We start from the raw sequence: 25481 nt of genomic DNA on the forward strand, positions 1-25481 counted from the left end.
AGACCGGGGTACCCCTACTCGAAGGTCACCCCTTCCCCAGGCCTTCAACATATTGTTGAATCTGGGGCATGACCCTTCGGATTCGCATCTCCTGGCCCGCCGGACACACCACGGCGACCCTCGACGAAACCCCCACGAGCAAGGCGCTCGTGGGGGCTCTCCCGATCGCCTCCACCGCCCACACCTGGGGCGAGGAGGTCTACTTCGACACTCCGGTCTCCACCGCCGTCGAGGCCGACGCACGGCAGGTGGTGGAGCCGGGCACGGTCGCCTTCTGGACCGAGGGCGACGCCCTCGCGCTCCCCTACGGCCCCACCCCCATATCCCGGGGCGACGAATGCCGGCTCGCGAGCCCGTGCAACCTGCTGGGCTCGCTGGACGGAGACCCGCGCGTCCTGGCCACCGTCAGGGACGGCGACCCCATCCGCGTCGAGCGCGCCGAGGACTGACGGGGCCCGACGGCCACACCGGCCCACCCGACCGACCGGCCACCCCGCCCACCCGACCGGCCGCCGTCCAGGCCGCCCTCGGCACGCTCCTGCCCTGCCCGATCAGCCCTCCTGGCGGAAGCCCTCCGCCGTCTTCAGGAACAGGTCGTTCGCCTCGGTCTCACCGATCGTGACGCGCACGCCCTCGCCCGCGAACGGTCGCACCACCACGCCGTGCCGCTCGCACTCCGCCGCGAAGTCCAGCGTCCGCTCACCGAGCCGCAGCCAGACGAAGTTCGCCTGGGTGTCCGGCACGGTCCAGCCCTGGGCCACAAGCCCCGCGTGGACCCGCTCGCGCTCGGCCACCAACGAGCCGACCCGTCCGAGCAGTTCGTCCTCCGCCCGCAGCGAGGCCACCGCCGCGTCCTGCGCCAGCTGACTCACGCCGAACGGCACCGCCGTCTTGCGCAGCGCCGCCGCCACCGGCTCATGGGCGATCGCGAAGCCGACCCGCAGCCCGGCCAGGCCGTACGCCTTGGAGAAGGTACGCAGCACCGCGACGTTCGGCCGGTCGCGGTACAGCTCGATGCCGTCCGGGATCTCCGTGTCGCGGACGAACTCGCGGTACGCCTCGTCGATCACCACAAGGACGTCGGAGGGCACCCGGTCCAGGAACCGCTCCAGCTCGGCCCTGCGGACCGCGGTGCCCGTGGGGTTGTTCGGGTTGCACACGAAGATCAGCCGCGTGCGGTCGGTGATCGCCTCGGCCATCGCGTCGAGGTCGTGCACCTCGCCGTCGGTCAGCGGCACCTGCACCGAGGTCGCCCCGCTGATCTGCGTGATGATCGGGTACGCCTCGAAGGACCGCCAGGCGTAGATGACCTCGTCGCCCGGGCCCGAGGTGGCCTGGATCAGCGACTGGGCCACGCCCACCGAGCCCGTGCCGGTGGCCAGGTGCGCGAGCGGCACCCCGAAGCGGTCGGCGAGCTCGTTCATCAGACCGGTGCAGGCCATGTCCGGGTACCGGTTGAGCGCGCCGGCGGCGGCCACCGCACTCTCCATCACACCCGGCAGCGGCGGATACGGGTTCTCGTTGGAGGACAGCTTGAAGGCGACCGGACCGCCCGCGGCGGCCGGCTTGCCCGGCTTGTAGGTAGGGATGCTGTCCAGCACGGCGCGCAGCTTCGGTCCGCCCGCGCCCGCCCCGCCCGTACCGCCGGCTCCGCCCGCTCCGGCGGTGTCGCTCACTGCGCTCACTATGGTCCTCCTCGACCGTCCGTACCACCAATGCTCCTCACCTTATGAGGATTCGCCTCCGCTGCGAATGGGCTGTGGACAACGGATGGCGGATGCTGTGGACAAGTGGGGGAGCGCGCGATTGGGTGGCGTGCGCTGGTGGCGGGCGCCGTGGCGCGCGTCGCCCGTAGAGGTGAGTTGAGACCTCTTCGAGACATAGTCTCCTTGGCAGGCCCGTCCCGGTCGACAACCAAAGATCACTCTCGGGGACCCCTAACTCCCTTTCTTTCACAGGCAATTGACCGCTCTTGATCATGCAGAAACGTGCCTGTCAACGAGTGCATATGCGGGCGTCCCAACCACCCGCCCTCGCCCTACTATCGGCTCGCCATGACAGCAGCAGGGAAGCACCAGGTGAGCCGGGCACAGACCCGGGGAAGCCGGCAGGGGCGGGCGGGCATCCGGGATGTGGCCGCCGCCGCCGGAGTCTCCATCACGACTGTCTCCGACGCGCTCAACGGCAAGGGCCGGCTCCCGGACGCCACCCGCCGCCACGTCCGCGAGGTCGCAGACCGGCTGGGCTATCGCCCATCCGCGGCGGCCCGCACGCTCCGTACCGGCAAGTCGGGCCTCATCGGCCTGACCGTGACGACCTACGGGGATGAACCTTTCACCTTCACCGAATTCGCGTACTTCGCGGAGATGGCCAGAGCCGCCACATCGGCAGCGCTCGCCCGTGGCTATGCCCTGGTCATCCTGCCCGCAACCTCCCGCCATGACGTCTGGTCGAACGTCGCCCTCGACGGCACCGTCGTCATCGACCCCTCCGACCACGACCCGGTCGTCACCGAGCTGGTCCGCCAGGGCCTGCCCGTCGTCTCCGACGGACGCCCCGCCGGCACCCTCCCGGTGACCGCCTGGGTCGACAACGACCACGAAGCCGCCGTCCTCGACCTCCTCGACCACCTCGCCGACGCCGGCGCCCGCCGGATCGGCCTTCTCACCGGCACGACCACCGACACGTACACCCGCCTGTCCACCACCGCGTACCTCAACTGGTGCGAGCGGGTCGGCCAGGACCCCGTCTACGAGGCCTATCCGGCGCACGATCCGTGCGCGGGCGCCGTCGCGGCCGACCGGCTGCTCGCCCGCCCCGACCGACCCGACGCCGTCTACGGACTCTTCGACCCCAACGGAACCGATCTGCTGGCGGCCGCCCGCCGCTACGGACTGCGCGTACCGGACGATCTGCTGCTGGTCTGCTGCAGCGAGTCGACCGTCTACGCCAACACCGAACCGCCCATCACGACCCTCTCGCTCAAACCGCGCCGGATCGGCACGGCCGTCGTCCAGCTCCTCATCGACGCCATCGAGGGGATCGACACCGACGGACCGGTCGAGCAGGTGATACCGACCGAACTCATCGTCCGGACGTCCTCCCAGAGGCGTTCGCCGCGAACGACGGTCAGCCCGCCCCGGTCCCCCGCGAAGGACTGAGGGTCGGCTCCGGAGCCGTGCCGGACCCAAACTCCGCCCCGGCCCTGCTCCGACCCTGGACCGGACCTTCTCAATTCGGGCGAAACAACCGGTGAACCCGGAGTGGACCCGGATTCACCACCCCTGGTGCGTCACACAGGCGGACCCTCATTCCTATGATGGGCGCACGACATCGCGGACCACCCCGACCAGGCCGGTCCGCGATGTGCAGGGCATCGCGACGGTGGTGGAGGGGTCGATGACTCAGGGGGCCGGGCAGGAACCCGTGGTGCGCACGGCGACATTGCGTGACTTCCGCGTACCGCCGTACGCCCGGGTGCCCGTACAGGGCCAGCCCCTGGAACCCCCGGCAGGACATCCCGTCGTACCCGACGAGTCCTTCCGGCCCGTCGCCGATCCCACCCTCCACCTCGGACTCGGCGCTTCCGCCAGGTCCTCCTTCACGCCCCCGGTCTCGCTCTCCGCCGCCGTTCCCGGGCACCCCGGGAACGCCTTCCCGGACGGCGACATCCCCGAGGGCTACACCCCCACCGAGCGCAATCTCCCGGTGATCAACCGGGGGGACACCGTCCAGGTCCGCGTCGAGGACCCGGTGCCGTCCCCCGCGCCCGCCCCGGCAGGCGAAGGCCCCGGCCCGCTCTACGTGGTCGGCGACGTCCACGGCTATCTCGACGAGCTCCTCGCCGCCCTGCGCGCGCAGGGCCTCATCGACGACAACGGCGCCTGGGCCGCGGGCAACGCCCGCCTCTGGTTCCTGGGCGACTTCACCGACCGCGGTCCCGACGGCATCGGCGTCATCGACCTCGTCATGCGCCTGTCCGCGGAGGCCGCCGCCGCCGGTGGCTACTGCAAGGCCCTGATGGGCAACCACGAGCTGCTGCTCATCGGCGCCAAGCGCTTCGGGGACACCCCCGTCAACTCCGGCGCCGGCACCGCCACCTTCCAGGCCGCCTGGCTGCTCAACGGCGGCCAGAAGCACGACATGGACCGGCTCCAGGACGTCCACCTGCAGTGGATGTCCCGGCTCGACGCCATGGTGGAGGAGGACGGGCACCTGCTGATGCACTCCGACACCACCGCCTACCTGGACTACGGCAGCACCATCGAGGACGTCAACGAGACCGTCCACGAGACCATCAACCGGAACGACGCGGACGAGGTCTGGGACCTGTTCCGCAAGTTCACCAAGCGCTTCGCCTTCCGCGACGACGGCGGCCCCGAGGCCGTCCAGGAGCTGCTCGCCACCTATGGCGGCGACCGTGTCGTGCACGGTCACAGCCCCATCCCGTACCTCCTGGGCCAGGTCGGCACCGAGGACGACGAGGGCGGCTCGGACCCGGTCGTCGACGGTCCGCACGTGTACGCGGACGGACTGGCGATCGCCATGGACGGCGGTGTGACCATGGCCGGAAAGCTGCTGGTCGTCCAACTCCCCCTGCATGGCTGACGCATAACGCTGCGCATCCGGGGAAGGCGATTTCAGGAAACCCCCTGTCACCCTGTGCCATAACCGCAATACCATCGGATCATCCGTAGCAGGCTCTCCTCCGTTTCCGCCCAACTGGCCGTATCCCACGGTCAATACGGCCCTACGGAGCATCGGGGGATGCACATGAACGTGGCTCCGCACCTGCTGACCGAGGACCGTGCCGAGTACGAGCGCCTCCTCGACGACGCACTGCGCAACGCGTACGACCATCCAGATCTCGCCGAGATCGGGAAACGGCTCACGGCCGGGCAACTGCGCACGATGGCGCTGAGCGCGACGGCCCTGATCACCGCCGCGGCGGCGATCGAGTACGACCACTTCGTAAAAGTCCGCGAAGAGGTCCGGTCACCGAGTGGTACGAGCGTCATGGACGCCGTCCTGACGGCGGACGGCGACGGGGCGAGCGGCGGCCCTGGCGCGGGCATCGTCGCGATCGTCACCGTTCTCGCGCCGGTCCTCGCCGGCCCGGCCGCGCTGATATTCCTGCTGGTCGGAGCCGTGCTCAAGGTGCTCGATCCCTCGATCACCGTCGCCGACACCCTGCTGACGGCCGGCTGGTTCTTCGGGGCCGTCGCCGCCGCCGGCCTCTTCTGCGCCGCCGTCGGACTGCTGGTCACGGCGCTGCGCAACCGCTCCACGGAAGTGGCCGCGAACGATCCACCCCGTACGGAAGCGGACGACGAGCTGTCCCGCGCCCGGGAGTCCTGGCGCCGCGCCCTCCTTGAGCGGGGCATCCTGCCGTTCCTGCGCGAGGCCCTGGCCACGCCGGGACCGCCGGCTGCCCCGCAGTCCGTGCCGCCGCCCCGCACCGACCGCATACCGAAGATCGGCTACAGCGGACCGGACTTCTCCAGCCCGAACGAGGGTTCGTCCGGGATGCGCCCGACGTTCGCGAGCCCCGACTTCACCAGCCCGGACTACACGGGTCCCGACTTCACCGGTCCCGACTACACCGGCCCGGAACTCGGTCCTTCCGAACGCCGGCCGGACTGAGCCGGGCTCGGCCGGGCTCAGTCCGGACTCTGCCGCGGCTCAGTCCAGGCCCCGCAAGGTCGGGGTCAGCGGTCCGGCTCAGAGGATCCCGGCTCGCCGGGCAGCCGTGATCCAGGACGGGAACTCGGACAGGAGCCGGTCGTACAGCTCCGCGTCCGGCACCTTGCCGATGTCGTCCACCGCGAAGAACCCCACGTTGTCGACGCGTCGCCCCGTCATGGTGTCGAGGCGTTCCAGCACCCCGTACTGGGACCGTCCCAGACCGACGAACTGCCAGAAGATCGGCTCCTCGACGGCCTCCCGCAGCTCCCGTTCGATCTGCGCGTTGCGGTACACGCCTCCGTCCGAGAAGAAGAGCACGAGCGTGGGAGCGGCCGCCGGATTCTCCCGGACGAAGGCCCGGATCTGGGCGATCGCCTTCTGCTCCTCGTTCTGGATGCCGACGTCCCGCATGTCGAGCTGACCGGGCACGAGACCGTTCCGGGGCCTCCGCCGCCGGAAGAGGCCGAGCTCACCGACCCGTACATGAAGCCGCAGCCAGTCCGGAAGGTCACCCAGGCGCAGATCGGGCAGCCGGGCGGCGTTCGAGGCGAAGGTCCAGGCCTGCATCTCACCGTCGTCGTCCAACTGCGCGGCGACGGCCGCCATCCGCTCCACTACATCGGCCACGATGCCCTTGGAGTAGAGGAAGGACATCGAGCCGGAGGCGTCGAGGACGAGGACGACACGGGCGGTGACCCCGGCCGCGCCGTGCTTCCGCAGGCTCACCGCCACCTGCTCCTTGCGCAGCGACAGCCGCTTGCGCATGTCGACGGGCAGCCGCTCCACGTCCTTCTCGAACCGCGGCCGGTCGGCCACCGACGCCTGCCGTACGGGAGCCGGGGCGGGTGTGGGTGTGGGGGCAGGGGCGGGTACGGGCGCCGGGGACGGAGGCGCCGCCGGCTCCTCTTCGTCGACGCTGATCCCGAAGTCGGTGGCGAGACCGGCGAGCCCGGAGGCGTACCCCTGCCCCATCGCCCGGAACTTCCACTGTCCCGCCCGCCGGTACAGCTCGCCGCCGATGAACGCGGTCTCGGTCGTCGCCGCCATCTCGAAGCGGGCCAGTTCGGCCCCCGTACCGGAGTCGAGCAGCCGCAGCGTAAGGCCGGACATCTGGCCGAACGTCCCGCCGTCCGCCGACGCGGCCAGAACCACCCGGTCGACGGCGGGCTCGATCCCGCGCAGATCGACCTCGACGGTGTCGGTCGTCGCGCCCGCCTCGGGCCGCTTTCCCAGGTGGCGTACGGCCCCGGAGGCGTGGGTGGGCTGGTTGTAGAAGACGAAGTCGCTGTCGTCGCGCACCCGTCCGGCCCCGGTGAGCAGCAGCACCGAGGCGTCGGCGTCGGGCACCCCCGCCCCGGCGGACCAGGAGAGCACGGCACGCACGACGGGTGAGCCGACCGGAAGGTTGGCGCCCTTGCTCAGGGAACTCGCTGTCATGCCGTCAGTCTGCCGAGTCCGGCCGCCTGCGGGAACGGCGACGGGAACGCCGAAGGGCCCGCGATCCCCCCGTGGGTCGCGGGCCCGTACGCCGAGCGCCGGCCGACTACTCCGCCAGCGGCAGGTACACCCGGTTGCCGGACGCCGCGAACTCCTTGGACTTCTCCGCCATCCCGGCCGAGATCTCCTCCGACTTGAGGTCGCCGCCGTGCTCCCGGCGGATGTCCTGCGAGATCTTCATCGAGCAGAACTTCGGACCGCACATCGAGCAGAAGTGCGCGGTCTTCGCGGGCTCGGCGGGCAGCGTCTCGTCGTGGAACTCACGGGCCGTGTCCGGGTCGAGCGCCAGGTTGAACTGGTCCTCCCAGCGGAACTCGAACCGCGCGTCCGAGAGCGCGTCGTCCCACTCCTGCGCCCCCGGGTGCCCCTTGGCCAGGTCGGCCGCGTGCGCCGCGATCTTGTACGTGATGACGCCGGTCTTCACGTCGTCTCGGTTGGGCAGGCCCAGGTGCTCCTTGGGCGTCACGTAGCAGAGCATCGCCGTGCCCCACCAGGCGATCATCGCGGCGCCGATGCCCGAGGTGATGTGGTCGTAGGCAGGGGCGACGTCCGTGGTCAGCGGGCCGAGGGTGTAGAACGGCGCCTCCTCGCAGATCTCCTGCTGGAGGTCGATGTTCTCCTTGATCTTGTGCATGGGGACGTGCCCCGGGCCCTCGATCATCGTCTGCACGTTGTGGCGCTTGGCGATCGTGTTCAGCTCGCCGAGCGTGCGCAGCTCCGCGAACTGCGCCTCGTCGTTGGCGTCCGCGATCGAGCCGGGGCGCAGACCGTCGCCCAGCGAGTACGTGACGTCGTACGTCGCCAGGATCTCGCAGAGCTCCTCGAAGTTCGTGTAGAGGAAGTTCTCCTTGTGGTGCGCGAGGCACCAGGCGGCCATGATCGAGCCGCCGCGCGAGACGATGCCGGTCTTGCGACGGGCGGTCAGCGGCACGTACGGCAGCAGCACGCCGGCGTGGACCGTCATGTAGTCGACGCCCTGCTCGGCCTGCTCGATGACGGTGTCCTTGTAGATCTCCCAGGTCAGCTCCTCGGCCTTCCCGTCGACCTTCTCCAGGGCCTGGTAGAGCGGCACGGTGCCGATCGGCACGGGAGAGTTGCGCAGCACCCACTCGCGGGTGGTGTGGATGTTGCGGCCGGTGGACAGGTCCATGACCGTGTCGGCGCCCCACTTGGTCGCCCAGGTCATCTTCTCCACCTCCTCCTCGATGGAGGAGGTGACGGCGGAGTTGCCGATGTTGGCGTTGACCTTCACCAGGAACCGCTTGCCGATGATCATCGGCTCGATCTCCGGGTGGTTGACGTTGGCCGGAAGTACGGCCCGCCCCGCCGCGATCTCCTCCCGTACGACCTCGGCGGAGACGTTCTCGCGGATCGCGACGTACTCCATCTCCGGCGTGATCTCGCCCCGGCGGGCGTACGCGAGCTGGGTCACGGCCTTGCCACCGCGGCCCCGGCGGGGCAGCCGCGGGCGGCCGGGGAAGACGGCGTCGAGGTTCTTCAGCCCACCGCCGCGCGGCGAGGTGTGCTTGATGCCGTCGTCCTCGGGGCGGACCGGGCGGCCCGCGTACTCCTCGGTGTCGCCCCGCCCGATGATCCAGTTTTCGCGCAGCGGCGGCAGGCCCCGCCGAACGTCGGTGTCGATGGTGGGGTCGGTGTACGGACCGGACGTGTCGTACAGCGTCACGTCCTTGCCGTTGGTGAGGTGCACCTGGCGGACGGGCACCCGGAGGTCGGGGCGCGAGCCCTCGACGTATCCCTTGTGCCAGCCCGGCTTGCGCTCGTCCTGGCTGGTGGCAGGCGTGCGTGCATCCTGAATGGTCATGAGACCGATCTCCCTACGCCGGCATTACCCGGTAACAGGTTCGGCGGTCGGCGCAGCCTCTTCCCGTACGTACATCCAGTACGCGCGTACGGTGATCAGCGCCCTCTCAGCCCGGTGCTCCGAGCTCCCGCGTGTGCAAAGGTGTCACCACGCTAGCGTCAATCCGGCCGTGCTGAACAGTGGGCCCCCGCCGTTCTTGCGATGATCGGTCGGTGACTTCCTCGCAGCAGACCCCAGAACCCGACGGTCATGACGGCCACGGCGCCCCTGGCGACGGGGGCCACGGGCACGCCCACTCGCACAGCCATGGGCCGGCCGCGCCCGTCTCCCGGCATCTGCGCAGGGTCATCGCCGCTGTCCTGATCCCGTTCGCCACGGCCGTGGTGGTCGGGCTCGTGGTCCTGTGGCCGGGCGGCGCTCCCGAGCACGAGCGCACCGGCGTCGGCTTCGACCGGCAGACGTACCAGGGCGAGGTCGTCTCCGTGGAGAAGATCGACTGCAAGGACGTGAACGCCGCTCAGGTCCCGCCGACCGCCGACCCTTCGACGCCCGAGGGACGCGAGGCGGCCAACGCCCAGCAGGGGGAGTGCGAGAAGGCGACGATCGAGGTCACGAGCGGTCCGGACAAGGGCCGTACGTTCGTCGAGATCGTGCAGCCGGACGCGCCCCGCCAACTGGACGACGGGCAGGGCGTGGTGGTGGCGTACGCGCCGGATGCGCCGCGCGACCTGCAGTACTCGGTGACGGATGTGAACCGCAAGGTGCCGTTGGCGGTGCTCGGTCTGATCTTCGCCGTGGCGGTCGTGCTTGTCGGCCGGATGCGCGGGGTGATGGCGCTGATCGCGCTCGCCGTGAGCTTCATGATCCTGACCTTCTTCATCCTGCCGGCGATCCTCCAGGGATCGAATCCGCTGGTGGTGGCGGTCGTCGGATCGAGCGCGATCATGCTGATCGCGCTCTACATGTGCCACGGACTCTCCGCCCGCACCTCGGTCGCGGTGCTCGGAACCCTGATCTCGCTGCTCCTGATCGGGCTGCTCGGCTCGCTCTTCATCGGCTGGGCCTCGCTGAGCGGCAACACGGACGACAACACCGGCCTGATCCACGGCCTCTACCCGGACATCGACATGTCCGGTCTGCTGCTCGCGGGCATCATCATCGGTTCGCTGGGTGTCCTCGACGATGTGACGGTGACACAGACCTCGGCGGTGTGGGAGCTGCACCAGGCGGACCCCAAGCTCGGGCCCCGCGGCCTCTATCGGGCGGGCATCAGGATCGGTCGCGACCACATCGCGTCCGTGGTGAACACGCTGGTCCTCGCGTACGCCGGTGCGGCCCTGCCCCTGTTGCTGCTCTTCTCCATCGCGCAGAGCAGTGTGGGGACGGTGGCCAACAGCGAACTGGTCGCGGAGGAGATCGTCCGCACGCTGGTGGGATCGATCGGTCTTGTCGCCTCGGTGCCGGTCACGACCGTTCTCGCCGCGCTCGTCGTCTCGGCGGACCGGCCGGGCCCGCTGGGCGCGCCGGGCTCGTCGGGCTCGCTGGAGAAGCGTTCATCCAGGCCGTCGAGGCCGTCCAAGGGTGGGCGCCGCCGCCGCGCGAAGTGACGGGGCGCGAGGCCGGGTTGCGGGCTCTGGGCTCTGGGCTCTGGGCCAGGTTGGCGCCGGGGCCCAGAGCCCAGGGGCCGGTCAGCCGGCGTTCTCCTCCGCAAGAATCCGACCGAGTGCCGCCTCCAGGTTGTCCTCGAAGTCGCCCAGTGTCCGTTCCTGACCGAGCGGAACCAGCTTGTCCGTCCGGTCGAGGAAGGCGACGAGCGGCGGAGCGCTGGCCCGGAACAGGGCCCGGTCACTGCCGACCTGAAGCCGGATGGCGACGTCCGAGAGGACCTCGGGGTCGGTCGGCGCGATGTGCACATCGCCGTCCCCGCTCGGTCGGTTGATCCCGTCGAGCAGCAGCTCCCGGCCGAACGCCCAGGTCACGGGCGCGTCCCCGGGAAGGTGGAAGGTCATCCGCACCGCGTAGGGATCCCGGGCCTCGTAACGCAGTTCCACGGGGATCCGGAAGGAGAGCTCCTCAGAGACGAGGAAGCTCATCAGGACCTCGGCCTGAACCGACTCTCGCATCATGTACCCCGCAGTCGATGAAGCAGTTGTGTAAGCACGGCTGCTGAAAGCTGTGTTTAAAACGGCCAGGAATGATCCCCCATGGCCCTCTTGACGCAATCGTGCTGGAAGGGCTAGCAGATCACAAGGAGTGATTTTTCAGATACTGATAGAGAACGCGAAGGAGCTGAGGAGCCTTCCGATCTCATTGCGTAGCCGATCGACTGCGGGCAGCAACCGTTCTTCCTGGTGAAGGGGGAGGGAAATCGCCATCGCGGCCGCCGTGGACCCCGCGGTGATGGGGATCGCGGCACAGACCGTGCCGAGCGCATATTCCTGACGCTCCACCAGGGGCTCCATTCGCCCCATACCGCCCAAACGATCCAAAAGCGCACTCCGGTTACGCACCGTATACGGCGTGATGGCTTCCACCGGATGGCGGTCGAGGTGGTCTTGACGACTCTTCAGATCCAGTTGGCTGAGCAGGCACTGCCCGATCGCATGCGCGTGCCCCGTCTCGCGGAAGTCGGCCCACTCGTCCACGGCGGGCGCCGAGGGGGTGTCGGCGACGGCGACGAGCTCGATCTCGCCCTCGCGGTAGATCGCGAAGTAGACGGGGACCCCGATCTCGTCGCGCCAGTGCGCGAGGGAGTCTTCGATCTTGGTGCGACGATTCTGCAGAACTCCGCCACCGGCGAGACGCCCGGCTGCGTCGCCGAGGACGAACACACCCTTCTCACGGCGCAGATAGCCCTCGTGCGTCAGGGTGCGGAGCAGGTGGTACGCGGTGGGCAGCGGGAGTCCGGCCTCACGCGCCAGTTGCTTGGCAGGGGCCCCGTCCTCGTGGGAGCCCACGGCCTCCAATAGTCTCAGCGCTCGCTGTACCGAGCCGATCAGCGTAGGAACGGCGGACTGCGTAGCCGTGGCCAAAGGTCACCCCCAGGCGTGACGACGGGTGTCGTACACCCGCCCGCGGGGGCCGCCCCCGCGCCCGCCGCGACCTGGGAAACCGGTGGGGTCCGATGGCGGACCCGCCCGGGACAGGTGGGACATCCACGGATCAGCGCGGAAGGCTGGCCGGTTTTCCCCGGGGCGGCAGAGATTTTCCACCCTAATGGCAGCTCCCAGGCCTGACCGTGGTTTCCAGCGCCGCGTCCCTCGGCCGGGCTAACGCCCGGCCGCCCGGCCCATACCGGTCGGTAGTACGTGCTACCAGTCCTCGCGCGAGGTCGAGGAGGACATGAACTTCCGTACGACGTAGACCAGTCCACCGACGAGGGCGACGAAGACCAGCACCTTGAAGAGCAGTCCGATCACGAGCGTCGCGATGCTGGTGATCAGTCCACCGAAGACGAACAGGGCGATGACGGGTATAGCGACCCATTTCACCCACCAGGGCATCCCCGCGAGAATCTCTCGTACCGCCATCGCGCTTACCTCATCTCCGAAGAGTCCGTCCCGCGCACTCTGCGCCGGACACCTTCGATGCTAGGTGCGGCACCTGTGCCACGGGGGCTTCGGAGCCCTTGCTCTCCCCTGATCCACCCCCTAGGGGAATTCAGGCCTCCGGCGGCGAGAAGACCACCATGACTCGCAGGTCCTCGGTGATGTGGTGGAACTTGTGGGCCACCCCGGCCGGCACGTAGACGACACTGCCCCGCGCCACCTGCGTCGTCTCCATCCCCACCGTGATCGCGGCCCGCCCGCTGACGACGAAGTACACCTCGTCCTGACCGTGCGGCTGTTGGGGGTCGAGCGAGCCGGCGTCGAGCGCGTACAGACCGACGGACATGTTCCGCTCCCGCAGGAACTGAAGGTACGCGCCGTCGTTGGCGGCGCGCTCCGCCTCGAGTTCGTCCAGCCGGAATGCCTTCATCGTGCGTTCGCCCCTGCCCTTGGCCCGATCGTGTCTGCCACGATCAGACACATGATGAATTTTGTAGTCAAGACACTCGCGAACGCGGGCGCCCTGGGAGTGGCCATCTGGCTGGTCCAGGACATCACCCTGACCGGTGACAGCACCGCCAACAAGGCCTGGACGCTGATCCTCGTCGCCCTGGTTTTCGGGCTGGTGAACGTCGTGGTGAAGCCGATCGTCAAGCTGATCTCGCTTCCGCTGTTCATCCTCACCCTCGGCCTGATCACGCTGGTGATCAACGCCCTGATGCTGATGCTCACCTCCTGGCTGGCCGACAAGCTCGACCTGAGCTTCCATGTCGAGGGCTTCTGGACCGCCGTCCTCGGCGGCCTGATCATCTCCGTCGTCTCCTGGGCGCTCAACGTCGTGCTCCCCGACAGGGACTGAGTGCGCACGATGACCTACCGCGTCTGTTTCGTCTGCACCGGCAACATCTGCCGCTCGCCGATGGCCGAGTCCGTCTTCCGCGCCCGCGTGGAGGAGGCCGGCCTGGCGGACACCGTCGAGGTGGACAGCGCGGGCACGGGCGGCTGGCACGAGGGCGACGCCGCCGACCCGCGTACCGTCGCCGTCCTGGAGGACCACGGCTACGCCTCGGGGCACTCCGCACGCCAGTTCCGTGCCTCCTGGTTCCCCGCGCTCGACCTGGTCGTCGCCCTCGACGAGGGGCACCTGCGGGCGCTACGGCGGCTCGCCCCGACGCCCGAGGACGCGGCGAAGGTGCGGCTGCTGCGCTCGTACGACCCGGCGGCCGAGGACCTCGACGTGCCGGACCCGTACTACGGCGGGACGGACGGCTTCGAGGAGTGCCTTGAGATGGTGGAGGCGGCGAGCGAAGGACTGCTGGCCGCCGTACGCGAGAGTGTGGAGGAACGGGCGGTATGAGCACGGACACGTTCGACGGCGCCGATGACCTCGGCGCCGTCGGCGACGGGACACGGACGGTGCGGGCGGGACTTCCCGAGCCCGTGAAGTACGAACCGACGCTGCCGGGGCCGGTCTTCGCCGCCCACTTCCATCTGCCGGGCGACCCCACCGGCCCCTATACGTACGGGCGGGACGAGAACCCCACCTGGACCCATCTGGAACGTGCCATCGGCGAGCTGGAGGCGCCGGGGGAGCCGGGCGTCGAGACCCTCGTCTTCGCCTCGGGCATGGCCGCCATCTCCGCCGTCCTCTTCTCCCAGTTGAAGTCCGGCGACGCGGTCGTCATGCCGGAGGACGGCTACCAGGCGCTGCCGCTGCTCCACGAGCAGCTCCGGGCGTACGGGATCGAGGTCCGCACCGCGCCGACCGGCGGCGATGCCCAACTGTCCGTACTGGAGGGCGCGCGGCTGCTGTGGATCGAGACGCCCTCCAACCCGGGGCTCGACGTCTGCGACATCCGCCGTCTGGTGCGGGCGGCGCACGAGGGCGGGGCGCTGGTCGCCGTCGACAACACCCTGGCCACACCGCTCGGTCAGCGCCCCCTGGAGCTCGGCGCGGACTTCTCCGTCGCCAGCGACACCAAGGGCATGACCGGGCACGGCGACATCCTCCTCGGCCATGTCAGCTGCCGTGATCCGCTGCGCGCGGCGGAGGTACGGCGCTGGCGCAAGGTCGTCGGCGCGATCCCCGGCCCCATGGAGGCCTGGCTCGCCCACCGCTCCCTGGCCACGCTCCAGCTCCGCATCGACCGGCAGTGCTCCTCCGCACTGGCTCTCGCGGAGGCCCTGGGCAAGCGGGGTGAGGTGACCGGGCTGCGGTATCCCGGGCTGCCGGACGACCCTTCGCACACGGTGGCGGCGGCCCAGATGCGGCGCTTCGGGCCCGTGGTGTCCTTCGTGCTCCCCGACCGGGACCGGGCCGAGCGGTTCCTGGGCGGGCTGCGCCTGGTGGACGACGCGACGAGCTTCGGCGGGGTGCGCTCGACGGCCGAGCGGCGCGGGCGGTGGGGCGGCGACGCCGTTCCTGAGGGTTTCATCCGCTTCTCCGTCGGGGCGGAGGACCCCGAGGATCTGATCGCGGATGTGCTGCGCGCCCTCGACGCGGCGGAGAGGGGCGCGGTCCGCTGAGCAGGCGGCTTCCGATTCACTGAGCACGCAACCTCGGTCCGCTGAGCGCGCACGCGGAGTCGGGGCGCTCCGAGCCTCCCCCCTCGTGGCTCGGAACGCCCCGTCTTCCTTGCGCGGAGAACCGCCTGAACAAGGCTAGTTGACTCTGCGTCAGTGTCCAATCACGGTAGCGACAGAGACCTATCGACTTATTTATAGTTGGACGGTCCTGAGGCGCCGTCAGCCGACCGCCTGAGTCGAACGGCCGCACCGGCCGGGAGGGGGCGGACATGGATCTCGCCCTGCTGCGCACCTTCGTCACGGTGCACCGGGCCGGCTCCTTCACCCGCGCTGCGGCGCTTCTCGGACTCTCCCAGCCCGCTGTCACCAGCCAGATCCGCACCCTGGAGCGGCAGCTGGGCCGGCCGCTCTTCCTCAGACAGGCCCGTGGGGTCACCCCCACCACCATCGGCGACGAGCTCGCCCACCGCGCAGCCCCGCATCTGGACGCGCTCGTGGAGATCGCCGAGACCGGGCTCGACGAGGACAACGGGGTCCGCACCCTCCATCTCGCCGGGCCTCCCGAGTTCACCTCGGCGCGCGCCCTGCCCGCCCTCACCCCGCTGGTCTCCCAAGGGCTCGCCGTACGGGCCTCCTTCCCCGCCACGACGGAGGAGATCCTCGACGGTCTCGCCGCCGGCCACCACGATCTCGCCATCGCCACCGCCCGCCCGCGCGGGGGTTTCTTCGGCTCCACGCCCCTCTGCGACGAGGAGCACGTGCTGGTCGCCGCGCCGCGCTGGGCGGCCCGGCTGGCACCCGACATGCTGCTGCGCAAGGGCGCCGTGGTCCTGGAACAGCTGCCGGTGGTGGAGGTGCACGAGTCGCTGCCCTTCGTCTCCCGCTACTGGGCGGCCGTCTTCGAGACCAAGCCGGCCGCGGCCGCCACCGTCGTGGCACCCGACCTGCGGGCCGTCCTTGAATCCACCGCCGCCGGGGCGGGCCTCGCCGTCCTGCCCCGCTATCTGTGCGAAGAGGCGCTGGAGCAGGGCCGCCTGGTGGCGCTGCTCGATCCGCCGGTGCCGCCGCTGCGGACCTACTTCCTGGTCGTCCGCGCGGGGACGCTCGCCCTCCCGCACCTCGCGAGGGCCCACGAGTGGCTCCTGCGAGCCTCTGCGGACTGGTGAGTTTCAGGACACCCGCGGCGGGCCATTTTCTTCCCATGACCGAACGTCCTGTGGTCAAGCGCACCGCACGCGCCATTCTGCTCGATGGAAACGACCTCATCCTCATCAAGCGCACGAAGCCGGGGGTCGATCCCTACTGGCTGACGCCCGGTGGCGGGGTCGAGCCCTCCGACACGACCGTCGTCGAAGCCCTGCACCGCGAGGTGCACGAGGAGCTCGGCGCCAAGGTCACCGATGTGGTCCCCTGCTTCGTCGACACCGTCGAGCACATCGTCGACGGCGGTGTCTCGGGAGTGAAGGTCCAGCACTTCTTCGTCTGCCGACTCGAATCGATGGACCTCTCGCTCCGGCACGGCCCCGAGATCGACGAACCTGTGGGCGAGTACGAGATCGTCCGGGTGCCGTTCACCCGCGTGGGCATCGCGGCCGTCCACCTCGTGCCGCTCTCCCTGCGTCACTACCTGGACGGCAACATCGAGGGCGTCCGCGCCATGCACGCCCCTGACCTGGGCTAGGAGGGCGAGGTCCGCGAAACTCGGTTAAGAGGCCAGGTCCGTTGAAGCCCGGCTGGAGGCGAGGTCCGCCAGGAAGTCATGGCGGATCCGCTCCGCCGGGATGCCGATCCCCCGCAGGGTGTCCACCCCGCGCCGGATCATGCCGAGCGGGCCCGACAGATAGGCCTCGTACTCGTTCCACGGGCCGTACCGACGCACGGCGTCGGGCAGCTGCCCCTGGTCCTCGGTGACCGGCCGCACCGACAGCCAGGGGTACGTCTTCTGAAGCCGCATCATCGTGTCGATGTCGTACAGGTCGTGGTCATTGCGCGCCCCGTAGAACACCTCCACGGGGCGCCGGTCCCCGTGCTCGGCGACGTCCTCGACCAGCGCCTTGATGGGGGCTATGCCGGTGCCGCCGCCCAGGCAGAGCAGCCCGTTGTCCGTGGAGTGGTCGACGGTCATCGAGCCGGCGGGCGGCCCGAGGCGCAGGACGTCGCCGGGTCGCGCGTGGTGCACCAGGGCGTTCGAGACCCAGCCGGCCGGGACCGCCTTGACGTGCAGGGAGAGCAGTCCGTCGGGCCGTGGCGCAGAGGCGAAGGAGTAGTGCCGCCATATGCGCGGCCACCAGGGGGTCTCCAGCGTCGTGTACTGCCCGGCCAGGAAGGAGTACGGCTGGTCGGGGCGGAGGGTGATCACCGCGATGTCCGGGGTCCGCAGATCGTGGGAGACGACCTCGGCCTGCCACCAGGCGGGCGCGTGGAGCTCGTTCTCGGCCGCCGCGTCGATCATGATCTGCGAGATCGTCGTGTACGTCCGCACCCAGGCGGCCTCGGTCTCCTCGTTCCAGGTCAGGGTTGCGTACCGGACCAGCGCGCCGATCAGTGCCTCGCCGACGGCCGGATAGTGGGTCGAGTGGGTCCCGTACTTGCGGTGTCCACGGCCCAGGTTCTGGAGGTACTCGGTGAGGACCGGGACGTTGTCCATGTGCTCGGCCGCCGTCAGCAGCGCCTTGAGGAGGCGGTCGCGCTGGGTATTCATGGCCGCGGGGAACATCGCGCGCAGCTCGGGGTGGCGGACGAAGAGCAAGGCGTAGAAGTAGGAGGTCACCTTGTCGGCGACGGGGGCGATCTCGGCCAGGGTGCGGCGAACGAGGATCGCGTCGGCGGAGGGTCCTGGAGCTATCCGGGGCGGTGCCTCGCCGTCGTCGTGCACGGCCTCTTCCATCGTCTGCCTCGCCTCACGCCTGCGGCTCTTGTCGTCGCAGCTTGACAGCTTCGACCACCGGTTCGGACAGAAAGTGGAATTCTCGGGCATTACCCCGCGACTGCGGCTAGGCTGCGCTCTTTCGGACCAGGTCGTAGGCCTCCCGCAGGTCGCCCCCGGTGTAGGAGTGGCGCGAAAGACCCTCCAGGTGCCGGTCGGCGTTGACGGCCACGGCGACCGGAACGGCGGCGAAGAGCTGCGCGTCGGACATCGAGTCGCCGTAGGCCACACAGTCGGCCAGGCCCAGCCCGTACTCCGCGCAGAGTCGACGCGTGATGCTCACCTTCGCCGCCGCGTCGAGAATGCCCGGCCGGTGGATGGGCGCGGTGAACGGTACCGACGGCCAGCGGGAGCCATGGGCGGCATCGGCCCCCCAGTCGAGGAGCCGCTCGACGAAGAAGTCCGGCGACAGTGAGATGACGGCGCAGCGCCCGCCCTCGGCGTGGATGTCCGCCCAGACCTCGCGAATGCCCGCCAGCCAGGGAGCACCCTCGAAGGCGGCCGTGACCTGCTCCGGCGTGAGGGCGGACCAGAGCCCGTGGGCCTGGACCGCGAACTCGTCGGGCGTCATGCCGTCCACCAGGAAACCCCGCTCCAGGGCGGCGATCTCCTCGGTGAGACCGAGCTGGCGCGAGATCTCGATCGCGGCCGCCGACCCACGGATCAGCGTGCCGTCGAGATCGAAGAGATGGAGCCTGCCTCTGCCCGTGGAACTCGTCATGTACGCCGAGGCTAGTACGTGGGGTTACTCCCGCGGTCAGACGCGGAGCGAAGGGGCGGGACGGCACGGTGTTTCACGTGAAACATCTCCAGCGGCCCGCTCGGCGGGCACTCCTCGTCGTCCATGTCTCCGTCTCCGTGGCGTGGCTCGGGCTCAGCGTGGGACTGCTGACGCTCGGCATCACGGCCTACACGACGGGCGACCCCTCGCTCACCGAAGCCGCCTACCGGGCGATGAAGGTCTTCGCGGACTGGCTGCTCGCGCCTGTCGCCGTGGTGACGCTGGTGAGCGGACTGGTGCTCTCCCTGGGCACTCCCTGGGGACTGGCCCGGCACCGCTGGGTCTGGATCAAGTTCTGGGTCACCCTGGCCACCGCGGCCGCGACCGTCTTCGCCCTGCGTCCGGAGATCGCGCAAGCGGCGGCAGCAGGCGTGCCCGACGCGAGCCTGGTGGCGGCGCCGACGGTGTCGACGGCGGCCTATCTCTTCATGACCGCGATCTCGGTCCTGAAGCCCTGGGGGCTGACGCGCCGGGGGCGTCGGCTGCGGGTATCGGTCAGTTCCCGTAAAGCGGTGGACGGACGATCACTGCGTGAGACAGCCTGAGCGCCATGCCGACGTCGCTCCCCCCGCTCGACCAGCTCCCCATCCGGGCCCTCACCGCCGAGGACCTCACCGCCTGCGCCGATCTCTCGGCGGACCGGGGGTGGCAGCGCGAGGAGCACAAGTGGAACCTCCTGCTGACCGCGGGGACCGGCTACGGCATCGACGACCCGGACGGCAAGGGGCTCGTCGCGGCCTCGGTGGTCACCTCGTACGGCCCCGAGCTCTCCGCGATCGGCATGGTGCTGGTCGCCGAGCGCTACGCCCGCCAGGGCGTGGGGCGCCGGCTGATGCGCCATGTGATCGCGGAGGCCGGAGACACCCCGCTCACGCTCCACGCGACCCCGAACGGGCAGCCGCTCTACGAGCAGCTGGGCTTCGTCCAGACAGGCCGCGCCGAAATGCTCAGCGGCCACTTCACGGCCGCGGAGCCGGCCCCGGAGATTCCGACCCGCGCCGCCACCGCCGAGGACCTCCAGACGATCCTCCGCCTGGACACCGAGATCTTCGGCTTGGACCGCACCCACATGCTCACCCGCCTGCCTGCCTTCGCGGACCAGATCCGCGTCGCCGAGGAAGGTGGCGAGATCATCGGCTTCGCGGCGGCCTGGCCGAACATGAGCACCCATGTCGTCGGACCCCTGATCGCCCGTGACACGGCCACCGCGCAGGCCCTCGTCGCCTCCCTTGCCGCCGCCACGGACCGCCCGCTCCGCACGGACATCGACGTACGTCACACGGCCCTGGTGAGCTGGCTCAAGGCGAACGGGCTCGCGCCGATCATGTTCAACGCGGTGATGGTGCGCTCCAGGCCCGACCTTCCGGGTGACTGGAGCCGCCGGTTCGCCCCTCTGACCGTGGCAGCGGGATAAAGCCGGGGTAATTGCACACGCGGGCTTTTGCGTTCTTCGTCTACTCTGGGAGAAGCCGCTCCGGACCGAGGAGAGACCATGACCGCGACCGACCCCGCCCTCACCGCCCTCTCCCAGGGCTGGTGCGCCCTCTCGCTGCTGCACGGCAGGATCGAATCCCACATCGAGCGCGCCCTGGAGTCCCAGCACGGACTGAGCGTGCGCGAGTACTCCCTGCTCGATGTGCTCAGCCGCCAGCACAGCGGTCCGGGCGGGCACCTCCAGATGAAGCAGGTCGCGGACGCCGTCGTCCTCAGCCAGAGCGCCACCACGCGCCTGGTGACCCGCCTGGAGGACCGAGGTCTCCTCACCCGCTACCTGTGCGCCACGGACCGGCGCGGCATCTACACGGATGTCACCGAGCCCGGCATGAAGCTGCTCGCGGAGGCCCGTCCCACCAATGACGGGGCCCTGCGCGAGGCCCTCGACGAAGCGGCGAAGAACCCGGAGCTGGCCCCCCTGGTCCGCGTCGTCGAAGGCCTTCACGTTCCCGCCTGACCGGCTCGTCCGACCGGCTCCCGTCGGGGCCGGTCGGGCGAGCGGCGAGGCGTACGCTGCGCCTCATGAGCGATCTTGAGATACGGCCCGCCACCACGGGCGACCTGCCGGACATCGTCGCGATGCTCGCCGACGACCCGCTGGGCGCCCAGCGGGAGTCCCCCGACGACCTCACTCCGTACACCGCCGCCTTCGAGCGGCTGGCCCGGGACCCCCACCAGCATCTGGTGGTGGCCGTGCGGGGCGCCACGGTGGTCGGCACCCTCCAGCTCACGATCATTCCGGGGCTCTCCCGCCGTGGATCCACCCGGTCGATCATCGAAGGCGTCCGCATCCACGCGCAGGAGCGGGGCAGCGGCCTGGGAACGCAGCTCATCGAGTGGGCCGTCGAGGAGTCCCTCCGTCAGAACTGCCAACTCCTCCAGCTGACCTCCGACGCCACGCGCACGGACGCCCACCGCTTCTACGAGCGGCTCGGGTTCGAGGCCACCCATCTGGGCTTCAAGATGAACCTCTGATCGCGGGAGCGGTGGAAGGCTGCGGAGGGCCGTGGCCGAGAACGCGGCCTCGACCACGGCGTTTCACGTGAAACATCCGGGCTCAGAGCCCGCGCCACCCGGCTTCGTCCACTCCGCCCGGGACTGCGTCGCCCTGCTCGTACGGCTCCCGGGTGAAGACGAAGGACCCCAGATCGAGATGGCTCACCGAGCCGTCGGGGCGCCGCACGGCCCGGAGTGTCTCCCCCAGGTAGTAGCCGTTGAGACCGACCCACCCGCCGTCGGGCAAGGCCCGGAACGTCGCCCGCCGGCCGGGACCGCGCAGCGGTTCGAGCGTCACACTCCGATCCGCACCGAGGCGCAGCCCGAACATGTACGTCCCCCAGTACCAGGGTCCGGTCAGCTCCAGCAGCTCCTGGTCCACCTCGGCCTCAGGGAGCGGGCGCCACGGCTCGGGGAAGCGGGGCTCGGCCTCCGCCACGATCTGTACGAGTTCGCCGGCCACGGCCGCCATCTGCGGCCCTGAGGTGGCATTGGCGAGCGCGACCGCCGCGACCCCGTCCTCGACACTCACCCAGAGGCAGGCGACGAAGCCCGGCAACGATCCCGTGTGGCCGATCAACATCCGGTCGTCCCAGCGCAGCAGCTGAACGCCAAGACCGTAACCGCCCTCCCGGTCACCGGCGCCAGGCGCCACCGCCGGCGTACGCATCTCCTCGACCGAAGCCGCGCCGAGGACCCGGTCGTCGCCCTGGGCGAGGAAGCCGGCGAAGCGGCAGAGGTCCTCGGCCGTCGACCAGAGCTGACCGGCCGGCGCCATCAGCCCCAGGTCCTCGGAGGGCTCGGGCAGCATCACATCGGCCCACGGGTGCACGGCCCAGCCGCCGGCGTGCGGAGCGACCGGTCGGACGCTCGTCCGCGTCAGGCCCAGCGGTTCCAGGATCTCGATGCGCAGCGCCTCCTCCCAGGAGACCCCACGCACCGCCTCGATCAGTGAACCGAGCAGGGTGTACCCGGGGTTGGAGTAGTGGTGGCGGCGTCCCACCGGGTGGCGGAACGGCTCGCCACCGAGCACATCGGCCAACTCGGGCCGTACGGTCCCGGGCGTCCGCTCCCACCACGGCGCGGGGGCCTCCGCCGCGAGTCCGGCGCTGTGCCCGAGGAGTTGAGCGATGGTCACCTCTCCGACGCCCGTTCCCGAAAGGTGCTTGTCCAGCGGGTCGTTCAGATCGAGCAGTCCCTCGTCGCGAAGGCGCATCACCAGGACGGCGGTGAACACCTTGGTGAGGGACCCGATCCGGTACTGCGTGTCGGCGTCAGGGGCGTGCCCGTCGACACAAGTACGGGCTCCGCTCCACACCATCTTCCCGTCGCGGGCCACGGCCGCGACGAGCGAGGGCGAGCGCCCCTCGGACTGGGCGACGGCCACGCGGTGGAGCAGGGCCCGCTCGGTACTGGGCAGCAGAGCTTCGAAGGGTGAGGTCATGGACCGATCCAACGCCGCGAGCGCGCGCGAGTCGACCACATTTCCCGTCGGATACCCGCGCGGCGAGAAGCGAGTTCAGCACCGAAGCAGCCCCCTCGCTCACCGTCTCAGGGCGCGGAAGTCCGCCGACGTGTCCCACCACCGCATCCCAGGCGATGGCGTTCCCGCAGGTCAGACTCGTCTCGGCATCCCAGCATCCCTGATGCCTCGCGCCTCCTTGCCCCCGCCGTCCTGGAACGGATTGTCTGTTGCCGAGCCGGACGGAACGCCGACCGGCCGCGCATCTCCATCAGTCTCAGTACGGGGGACCCCATGAAGCTCACGCACGCCACCAAGTCGCTCCTCGCCGGCCTCACACTGGTCAGCACCCTCTCCCTGACCGCCTGCAACGGCGACACCACCGGTGCGAACGGCACGTCCTCCGCATCCCCGTCCAGCGCCACGACGGGCGGCAACGGCGGCTCGGACAAGCCCTCCAGCGGCAGCAGCACCGCAGGCACCACCGCGGGCAACAGCTCCGACGGGAGCGGCAAGAGCAGCGGCGAGGGCACCACCGCGGGCACGGGCTCCAACACCGGGAAGCCGACCGGCATCTGCCGCAGCGACGAGCTGGAGATCAGCGCCGTCGACAACACGATCGACACGTCGGAGGGCATCGTCACCGTCCAGTTCAAGAACGGCGGCGGCCGTGACTGCACCATCAACGGCTTCGCCGGCGTGGACCTGAAGACGGCGGCGGGCGACACCCTGTCCGTCGCCCGCAACGGCGACAAGCCCGTGCGCGCCGTCATCAAGGACGGCGAGTCCGCCGCCTTCAACATCACGTTCCCGGTCAACAACTCCGGCGGCTCCGGTGTGCGCGTGGCCAAGATCCTCGTCACCCCGCCCAACGAGACGAAGACCGTCACCCTCACCTGGCCCGCCGGCACCCTCCCGGTCGACAACCCGGACTCCCCCAACCGCCCGCTCCAGATCAGCCCGGTCGGCAAGGTCGGCTAGGGCCACGCCTGCCCCCTGCGTCCGGGATCGCCCGGACGCAGGGGGCACCGTCACGTCTGCGCCATGTCGACGAAGCGGGAGTAGTGGCCCTGGAAGGCCACCGTGATCGTCGCCGTCGGGCCGTTACGGTGCTTGCCCACGATGATGTCCGCCTCGCCCGCGCGCGGTGACTCCTTCTCGTAGGCGTCCTCGCGGTGCAGCAGGATGACCATGTCCGCGTCCTGCTCGATCGAGCCGGATTCACGCAGGTCGGAGACCATCGGCTTCTTGTCGGTGCGCTGCTCGGGGCCACGGTTCAGCTGGGAGAGCGCGATCACCGGCAGTTCGAGCTCCTTGGCCAGGAGCTTGAGGTTTCGCGACATGTCCGAGACTTCCTGCTGCCGGCTCTCGGACCGTTTGCCGCCGGACTGCATCAGCTGGAGATAGTCGATGACCACGAGCTTGAGCCCGGCGCGCTGCTTGAGCCGACGGCACTTGGCGCGGATCTCCATCATCGACAGGTTCGGGGAGTCGTCGATGTAGAGCGGGGCCTGGGAGACGTCCGGCATCCGTCGCGCCAGCCGGGTCCAGTCCTCGTCGGTCATGGTGCCGGAGCGCATGTGGTGCAGCGCGACCCGGGCCTCCGCCGAGAGCAGGCGCATCGCGATCTCGTTGCGGCCCATTTCGAGGGAGAAGATGACGCTGGGGAGGTTGTGCTTGATGGAGCAGGCCCGCGCGAAGTCCAGCGCGAGCGTCGACTTACCCATGGCGGGTCGGGCCGCGATGATGATCATCTGACCCGGGTGCAGACCGTTGGTGAGCTGGTCGAGATCGGTGAAGCCGGTCGGCACACCGGTCATCTCGCCACTGCGCGAGCCGATCGCCTCGATCTCGTCGAGCGCGCCCTCCATGATGTCGCCGAGCGGCAGGTAGTCCTCGGTCGTGCGCTGCTCGGTGACCGCGTAGATCTCGGCCTGTGCCGAGTTCACGATCTCGTCGACATCGCCGTCGGCCGCGTATCCCATCTGCGTGATCTTGGTGCCGGCCTCGACGAGGCGGCGCAGCACGGCGCGCTCATGGACGATCTCCGCGTAGTACGCCGCGTTGGCCGCGGTCGGTACCGACTGGACGAGCGTGTGGAGGTACGAGGCACCGCCGACGCGCGTGATCTCACCGCGTTTGGTGAGCTCCGCGCCGACCGTGATCGGGTCGGCAGGCTCGCCCTTCGCGTACAGGTCGAGGATGGCCGCGTAGACCGTCTCGTGGGCCGGCTTGTAGAAGTCGTGGCCCTTGATGATCTCCACGACGTCCGCGATGGCGTCCTTGGAGAGCAGCATGCCTCCGAGGACGGACTGCTCGGCGTCGAGGTCCTGCGGGGGTACCCGCTCGAAGCCGGACAGGCCGCCGTCCCACGGGCCGCTGTCGCTGCCGCGGTCGTGCTGGTCGTCACGGCCCCGACCCCGCCCACGGCCTTCGCCGCGGGGTCGCGCGACGGGCAGCCGGTCGCTCGGTCCGCTGTCGGCCCAGGGGTCGTCCAAGGGCTCGGGAATGCTCACCAAGCCACCTCCTCCCGTCCGCTCCGCGGACCTAGCCGTGCCACTCTTTCTTACGCCACGGCTCGGACAAACAAGAGGCTTTGACTCCGCTTCTGGCGCGTCGGGCGCCGGACCACGGTAGGCCCGCGGGCACCGTCAGCCAATCTGGTTATCCACAGGGCCTGTGGGTGAAGGACCAGATGCTGTGGAGAACCCCGCCGAACCTGTGCACGGACCGGGGGACAGCCA

26 protein-coding genes and 1 riboswitch are annotated in these 25481 nt (G+C 69.9%); of the genes, 15 read left to right on the forward strand and 11 right to left on the reverse strand.

Annotated features, from left to right (window positions below):
• Nucleotides 1-68: 68 nt before the first annotated feature.
• Nucleotides 69-449: a cyclophilin-like fold protein gene (locus ACGFYP_RS08300; RefSeq protein ID WP_361957671.1), complete on the forward strand. Its 381-nt coding sequence runs from the start codon at nucleotides 69-71 to the stop codon at nucleotides 447-449.
• A gap of 102 nt (nucleotides 450-551) precedes the next feature.
• Here ACGFYP_RS08300 and hisC read toward each other — a convergent pair whose 3' ends face one another.
• A complete protein-coding gene (hisC, locus tag ACGFYP_RS08305) occupies nucleotides 552-1676 on the reverse strand; it encodes a histidinol-phosphate transaminase (RefSeq protein WP_393489102.1) in 1125 nt (374 codons plus the stop codon).
• Between the two features lie 378 nt (nucleotides 1677-2054).
• On the opposite strand from hisC, the gene ACGFYP_RS08310 reads away from it, so the two are divergent.
• From ACGFYP_RS08310 to ACGFYP_RS08320, 3 genes are all read left to right on the forward strand, one after another.
• Nucleotides 2055-3161, forward strand: a complete 1107-nt coding sequence (locus ACGFYP_RS08310) for a LacI family DNA-binding transcriptional regulator (protein ID WP_315894917.1) — start codon at nucleotides 2055-2057, stop codon at nucleotides 3159-3161.
• 223 nt (nucleotides 3162-3384) lie between these two features.
• Entirely contained in the window at nucleotides 3385-4608 is a 1224-nt protein-coding gene (locus tag ACGFYP_RS08315) for a metallophosphoesterase (RefSeq protein WP_393489106.1), read from the forward strand.
• A gap of 159 nt (nucleotides 4609-4767) precedes the next feature.
• Entirely contained in the window at nucleotides 4768-5643 is an 876-nt protein-coding gene (locus ACGFYP_RS08320; RefSeq protein ID WP_393487961.1) for a hypothetical protein, read from the forward strand.
• Between the two features lie 78 nt (nucleotides 5644-5721).
• On the opposite strand, the gene ACGFYP_RS08325 is transcribed toward ACGFYP_RS08320, so the two are convergent.
• Together ACGFYP_RS08325 and thiC are read right to left on the reverse strand one after the other, a co-directional pair.
• Nucleotides 5722-7122 carry a VWA domain-containing protein gene (locus ACGFYP_RS08325; protein ID WP_393487963.1) on the reverse strand — a complete coding sequence of 467 codons (1401 nt, stop codon included), beginning with the start codon at nucleotides 7120-7122 and terminating at the stop codon, nucleotides 5722-5724.
• Nucleotides 7123-7228: 106 nt separating this feature from the next.
• The gene (thiC, locus tag ACGFYP_RS08330) at nucleotides 7229-9004 is read right to left on the reverse strand and encodes a phosphomethylpyrimidine synthase ThiC (RefSeq protein WP_393487965.1); all 1776 of its coding nucleotides are present in this window, start codon (nucleotides 9002-9004) and stop codon (nucleotides 7229-7231) included.
• Nucleotides 8998-9145, reverse strand: a riboswitch (TPP riboswitch). Its footprint overlaps the gene before it by 7 nt.
• 71 nt (nucleotides 9146-9216) lie before the next feature.
• On the opposite strand from thiC, the gene ACGFYP_RS08335 reads away from it, so the two are divergent.
• Nucleotides 9217-10611 (forward strand): YibE/F family protein, encoded by a 1395-nt coding sequence (locus ACGFYP_RS08335; RefSeq protein ID WP_393487967.1) that lies wholly within the window; start codon nucleotides 9217-9219, stop codon nucleotides 10609-10611.
• A gap of 81 nt (nucleotides 10612-10692) precedes the next feature.
• Here ACGFYP_RS08335 and ACGFYP_RS08340 read toward each other — a convergent pair whose 3' ends face one another.
• From ACGFYP_RS08340 to ACGFYP_RS08355, 4 genes are all read right to left on the reverse strand, one after another.
• Nucleotides 10693-11127, reverse strand: coding sequence for an SsgA family sporulation/cell division regulator (locus ACGFYP_RS08340; RefSeq protein ID WP_393489109.1), 435 nt, complete (start codon nucleotides 11125-11127; stop codon nucleotides 10693-10695).
• A gap of 138 nt (nucleotides 11128-11265) precedes the next feature.
• The gene (locus tag ACGFYP_RS08345) at nucleotides 11266-12036 is read right to left on the reverse strand and encodes an IclR family transcriptional regulator (RefSeq protein ID WP_393487969.1); all 771 of its coding nucleotides are present in this window, start codon (nucleotides 12034-12036) and stop codon (nucleotides 11266-11268) included.
• Nucleotides 12037-12315: 279 nt separating this feature from the next.
• Nucleotides 12316-12534 (reverse strand): DUF5326 family protein, encoded by a 219-nt coding sequence (locus tag ACGFYP_RS08350; RefSeq protein ID WP_361957650.1) that lies wholly within the window; start codon nucleotides 12532-12534, stop codon nucleotides 12316-12318.
• A gap of 130 nt (nucleotides 12535-12664) precedes the next feature.
• Nucleotides 12665-12982, reverse strand: a complete 318-nt coding sequence (locus ACGFYP_RS08355; RefSeq protein ID WP_361957647.1) for a cupin domain-containing protein — start codon at nucleotides 12980-12982, stop codon at nucleotides 12665-12667.
• A 51-nt stretch (nucleotides 12983-13033) separates the two neighbouring features.
• On the opposite strand from ACGFYP_RS08355, the gene ACGFYP_RS08360 reads away from it, so the two are divergent.
• The 5 genes from ACGFYP_RS08360 (at nucleotide 13034) to ACGFYP_RS08380 (ending at nucleotide 16759) form a co-directional block, all read left to right on the forward strand.
• Nucleotides 13034-13411, forward strand: coding sequence for a phage holin family protein (locus ACGFYP_RS08360; protein ID WP_393487973.1), 378 nt, complete (start codon nucleotides 13034-13036; stop codon nucleotides 13409-13411).
• A 9-nt stretch (nucleotides 13412-13420) separates the two neighbouring features.
• Nucleotides 13421-13909, forward strand: coding sequence for a low molecular weight protein-tyrosine-phosphatase (locus ACGFYP_RS08365; RefSeq protein ID WP_393487975.1), 489 nt, complete (start codon nucleotides 13421-13423; stop codon nucleotides 13907-13909).
• On the forward strand, nucleotides 13906-15078 hold the full coding sequence (locus ACGFYP_RS08370) for a cystathionine gamma-lyase (RefSeq protein ID WP_393487979.1): 1173 nt from the start codon (nucleotides 13906-13908) through the stop codon (nucleotides 15076-15078). Before ACGFYP_RS08365 ends, ACGFYP_RS08370 begins: the two co-directional genes overlap by 4 nt.
• A gap of 269 nt (nucleotides 15079-15347) precedes the next feature.
• Nucleotides 15348-16244, forward strand: a complete 897-nt coding sequence (locus ACGFYP_RS08375; protein WP_361957638.1) for a LysR family transcriptional regulator — start codon at nucleotides 15348-15350, stop codon at nucleotides 16242-16244.
• Between the two features lie 35 nt (nucleotides 16245-16279).
• Nucleotides 16280-16759, forward strand: coding sequence for an NUDIX domain-containing protein (locus ACGFYP_RS08380; RefSeq protein WP_393487982.1), 480 nt, complete (start codon nucleotides 16280-16282; stop codon nucleotides 16757-16759).
• Nucleotides 16760-16783: 24 nt separating this feature from the next.
• Here the strand turns inward: ACGFYP_RS08380 and ACGFYP_RS08385 are convergent, their stop codons facing one another.
• On the reverse strand, nucleotides 16784-18055 hold the full coding sequence (locus tag ACGFYP_RS08385; RefSeq protein WP_393487984.1) for a globin domain-containing protein: 1272 nt from the start codon (nucleotides 18053-18055) through the stop codon (nucleotides 16784-16786).
• A gap of 16 nt (nucleotides 18056-18071) precedes the next feature.
• Nucleotides 18072-18725, reverse strand: coding sequence for an HAD-IB family phosphatase (locus tag ACGFYP_RS08390; protein ID WP_361957632.1), 654 nt, complete (start codon nucleotides 18723-18725; stop codon nucleotides 18072-18074).
• Nucleotides 18726-18802: 77 nt separating this feature from the next.
• On the opposite strand from ACGFYP_RS08390, the gene ACGFYP_RS08395 reads away from it, so the two are divergent.
• From ACGFYP_RS08395 to ACGFYP_RS08410, 4 genes are all read left to right on the forward strand, one after another.
• A complete protein-coding gene (locus ACGFYP_RS08395; protein WP_393487987.1) occupies nucleotides 18803-19330 on the forward strand; it encodes a DUF2269 domain-containing protein in 528 nt (175 codons plus the stop codon).
• Nucleotides 19331-19335: 5 nt separating this feature from the next.
• The gene (locus ACGFYP_RS08400; RefSeq protein WP_393487989.1) at nucleotides 19336-20199 is read left to right on the forward strand and encodes a GNAT family N-acetyltransferase; all 864 of its coding nucleotides are present in this window, start codon (nucleotides 19336-19338) and stop codon (nucleotides 20197-20199) included.
• Between the two features lie 78 nt (nucleotides 20200-20277).
• Nucleotides 20278-20736: a MarR family transcriptional regulator gene (locus ACGFYP_RS08405; RefSeq protein ID WP_361957623.1), complete on the forward strand. Its 459-nt coding sequence runs from the start codon at nucleotides 20278-20280 to the stop codon at nucleotides 20734-20736.
• Nucleotides 20737-20801: 65 nt separating this feature from the next.
• On the forward strand, nucleotides 20802-21254 hold the full coding sequence (locus tag ACGFYP_RS08410) for a GNAT family N-acetyltransferase (protein ID WP_393487992.1): 453 nt from the start codon (nucleotides 20802-20804) through the stop codon (nucleotides 21252-21254).
• 82 nt (nucleotides 21255-21336) lie between these two features.
• Here ACGFYP_RS08410 and ACGFYP_RS08415 read toward each other — a convergent pair whose 3' ends face one another.
• Nucleotides 21337-22719 (reverse strand): serine hydrolase domain-containing protein, encoded by a 1383-nt coding sequence (locus ACGFYP_RS08415; protein ID WP_393487994.1) that lies wholly within the window; start codon nucleotides 22717-22719, stop codon nucleotides 21337-21339.
• A 312-nt stretch (nucleotides 22720-23031) separates the two neighbouring features.
• Between ACGFYP_RS08415 and ACGFYP_RS08420 the strand changes: the two genes are divergently transcribed.
• Entirely contained in the window at nucleotides 23032-23718 is a 687-nt protein-coding gene (locus tag ACGFYP_RS08420; protein ID WP_393487996.1) for a DUF4232 domain-containing protein, read from the forward strand.
• Between the two features lie 50 nt (nucleotides 23719-23768).
• Here ACGFYP_RS08420 and dnaB read toward each other — a convergent pair whose 3' ends face one another.
• Nucleotides 23769-25253 (reverse strand): replicative DNA helicase, encoded by a 1485-nt coding sequence (gene dnaB / locus ACGFYP_RS08425; protein ID WP_393487998.1) that lies wholly within the window; start codon nucleotides 25251-25253, stop codon nucleotides 23769-23771.
• Nucleotides 25254-25481: the final 228 nt, after the last annotated feature.

The organism is Streptomyces sp. NPDC048370, assembly GCF_043200825.1.
GTDB lineage: Bacteria > Actinomycetota > Actinomycetes > Streptomycetales > Streptomycetaceae > Streptomyces.